The organism is Bradyrhizobium sp. (assembly GCF_049798375.1).
Taxonomy (GTDB): Bacteria; Pseudomonadota; Alphaproteobacteria; order Rhizobiales; family Xanthobacteraceae; genus Bradyrhizobium.
This window is the reverse complement of the sequence record NZ_JBARGP010000479.1, coordinates 1-2,656: the sequence shown is the minus strand read 5'-3', so window position 1 is coordinate 2,656 and position 2,656 is coordinate 1. Positions and strand designations below refer to the sequence as shown.

The window sequence follows — 2,656 nt, the reverse complement described above, 5'->3', positions numbered from 1 at the left end:
GTTTTAGCGTGATCTCGGCACCCGTCATTGCGAGCGAAGCGAAGCAATCCAGAATTCGAAGGAAGTCTGGATTGCTTCGTCGCTTCGCTCCTCGCAATGACGACGCTGCGCGGCGTGATGTGTAGGGTGGGCAAAGCGTAGTGTGCCCACCGTCTTCGAATGCGACAGGATCGCGGTGGGCACGGCGCTTTGCGCCTTTGCCCACCCTACGACATAGGAGACGAATATCATGGAAGGCGTCACGGTTGTCGATCATCCACTGGTCCAGCACAAGCTGACGCTGCTGCGCGACAAGTCGATCTCGACCAAATCGTTTCGGGAGCTGCTGAAGGAGATCGGCATGCTCCTCTGCTACGAGGTCACGCGCGACCTGCCGCTGACCGAGGTCCAGATCGAGACGCCGCTTGCGCATATGCAATCCGCCAGGATCGCCGGCAAGAAGCTGGTATTCGTGCCGGTGCTGCGGGCCGGCGTCACCTTCGTCGACGGCATGCTCGATCTGGTGCCGACCGCGCGCGTCGCCCATATCGGGCTCTACCGCGAGCCGCAGAGCTTCGCCGCCGTGGAATATTTCTTCAAGGCGCCGTCCGATCTCAGCGAACGGTTGGCGGTCGTCGTCTCGCCGGTGCTGGCGACCGGCAACACCGCGGTGGCCGCGATCGACCGCCTGAAAGAGCGCGGCGCCAAGGACATCCGGATGGTCAACATGATCGCCGCGCCCGAAGGCGTCGAGCGTGCGCGCGGCCTGCATCCGGACGTGCCGATCTGGACCGCGGCCATCGATGAAGGCCTCGATGACAATGCCTTCATCGTGCCCGGCCTCGGCGACGCCGGCGACCGCGCTTACGGCACGCGCTGATCTGTTTTGATCGCCATCATCTCCGCGCAAACGCTGATGGCGTTTGTCGCGCATGAAACTGCTGTGAGCACGAATCAGGCTCGCGCCAGCTCGATGTCCTGGGTGTGCCTAGTCTCGGCGTCATAGACCTTGATCTGCAGCATCGGAAAACGCCGCTTCAGATCCCGCGCACCATTCTCGGCGCCGTCCTTGGTCTTGAACTCGGTCTTGATCTGGCCATCGACAATGACGGCATAGCCGCTCTGCGGCAGGTCCTTGGCTGGCTTCTCTTGGGCAGGCTTGGGCATATCGTGCAGACGCCGATTGTGATGGAGATGATGAGCGGGACTCGGCGCGCGTGATCACGCGTCGAATGTTCATGATCTAAGGTGAGTCTCTCGACGCGAGCAAGCGGAGAAGATTTTCTGCACAAGCGGGTCAGCACCGCGACGAATGAATATCCGTACAACGCCGGCATTGACAGCGCATCAGCCCGATTCTCGGCGGTTCCACCGCTGCTTCGTTGCATTAATCCGTGCGCGCAGCGCGAGCGATCGTCAGCTCGCAGCTTGTGGTGCGGCCCATGGCTCACCGGCACGCAGCCGTGCCGCCAGCGCCGAGGCGCAGGCCGTGAGCAGCTTCTCGCCTTTGTCGGCAGATGCCCTGCGCGCATCGCCGGCGACGCCGGACGGCGTCAGCTCGGCAAAAGAATGGAAGCGCTTCAGCGCCGGCACCAGCGAACCCAGGATGTTGAAACTCGGCCCGTGCGCCTCTGCAAGCCTGTCGGCATTCACGAGCTGCGGATGGGCGGCCATCATCATCGAGGTCTCGGCCTCGCAGGCATGCATGACGCCCTGCTGGTCCTCGAGGATCTCGGCCATCGCGCTGTGCCCTTCCATGAAATAGGTCGTGGCCGCGATCGGCGCGTCGAGTTCGCGTGTCAGTTCGCCGACGAAGGTGCCGAGCGCCTGGATGTTGCCGCCATGGCCGTTGACGATGACGATGCGTTTAAATCCCGCCTTCTGGATCGAGCGGCAGAGATCCCTGAGCACCGCATAGTAGGTCGCGAGACTGAGCGTGAAGGTGCCGCCGAAAGCGACGTGGTGATCGGCGAGGCCGCACCACACCGTCGGCGCAACCACGGCGGGGCAATCCGGCGCAAGCTGCGCCGCAGTACGCCGGCACACCTCGCTGCAGAGGAAATCGTCGACGCCGGTCGGCAGATGCGGCCCGTGCTGCTCGGTGGACGCGACCGGCAGCAGCACGATCGCATCCTGTGCGGCAAGTGCTCGCAAAGCTTCGGCCGGCAATCTGTTCCAGGCGGTCTCGGTCATGGGCGTACTCGCTCAACAGGATAAGAATGTCCGGTGTTAGCACATTGAGAACGCGGGACAGCCGCAGTCGCCCGTGTGCCAAACCGAAACGCGCCAATGCCGCATGAAGTGGCAATTTTCGCGCTGCACTGCACACATTGCGTTCAAATTCTCCGACCGATCGCCATGCCGCTGTCGCACCGCATGGCTGTTGCCATCGTCGGTCGCTAGGCGGGTTAAAATGAAGCTGGTAACGATGGCGTCATCTGCAAGACCTCACAATTCAGGGACCTGAGATGGACAACCGCAGCGACATCTGGCGTGGCATCGACGAGATCAAACCGCGCTTCATCGACCTCAGCGACAGGGTCTGGGCGATGCCCGAGGTTTGCTACACCGAGGCCCGCTCGTCCGCCGAGCATCTCGCCGAGCTGCGCCACCAAGGGTTTCGCATCACCGAGAACGTCGCCGGCATTCCGACCGCGCTGATGGGCGAATGGGGCGA

General features: G+C 62.9%; 3 protein-coding genes and 1 pseudogene. 2 read left to right on the top strand and 2 right to left on the bottom strand.

All coding sequences use genetic code 11. From position 1 onward, the window contains the following. Positions 1-229 precede the first annotated feature (229 nt). Entirely contained in the window at positions 230-859 is a 630-nt protein-coding gene (gene upp, locus WA702_RS19720) for a uracil phosphoribosyltransferase (protein ID WP_425112219.1), read from the top strand. A gap of 74 nt (positions 860-933) precedes the next feature. Here upp and WA702_RS19715 read toward each other — a convergent pair whose 3' ends face one another. After that, positions 934-1,146, bottom strand: a complete 213-nt coding sequence (locus WA702_RS19715) for a hypothetical protein (RefSeq protein ID WP_425112218.1) — start codon at positions 1,144-1,146, stop codon at positions 934-936. A gap of 249 nt (positions 1,147-1,395) precedes the next feature. Beyond that, positions 1,396-2,172: a creatininase family protein gene (locus tag WA702_RS19710; RefSeq protein ID WP_425112216.1), complete on the bottom strand. Its 777-nt coding sequence runs from the start codon at positions 2,170-2,172 to the stop codon at positions 1,396-1,398. A gap of 275 nt (positions 2,173-2,447) precedes the next feature. Here WA702_RS19710 and WA702_RS19705 point away from each other — a divergent pair. Continuing rightward, positions 2,448-2,656, top strand: a pseudogene (locus WA702_RS19705) (amidohydrolase); the annotation flags it as partial.

Coding starts and splice junctions, on each gene's coding strand:
- WA702_RS19715 (WP_425112218.1), bottom strand. CDS start 1,146: ATGCCCAAGCCTGCCCAAGAGAAGCCAGCCAAGGACCTGCCGCAGAGC.
- WA702_RS19710 (WP_425112216.1), bottom strand. CDS start 2,172: ATGACCGAGACCGCCTGGAACAGATTGCCGGCCGAAGCTTTGCGAGCA.
- upp (WP_425112219.1), top strand. CDS start 230: ATGGAAGGCGTCACGGTTGTCGATCATCCACTGGTCCAGCACAAGCTG.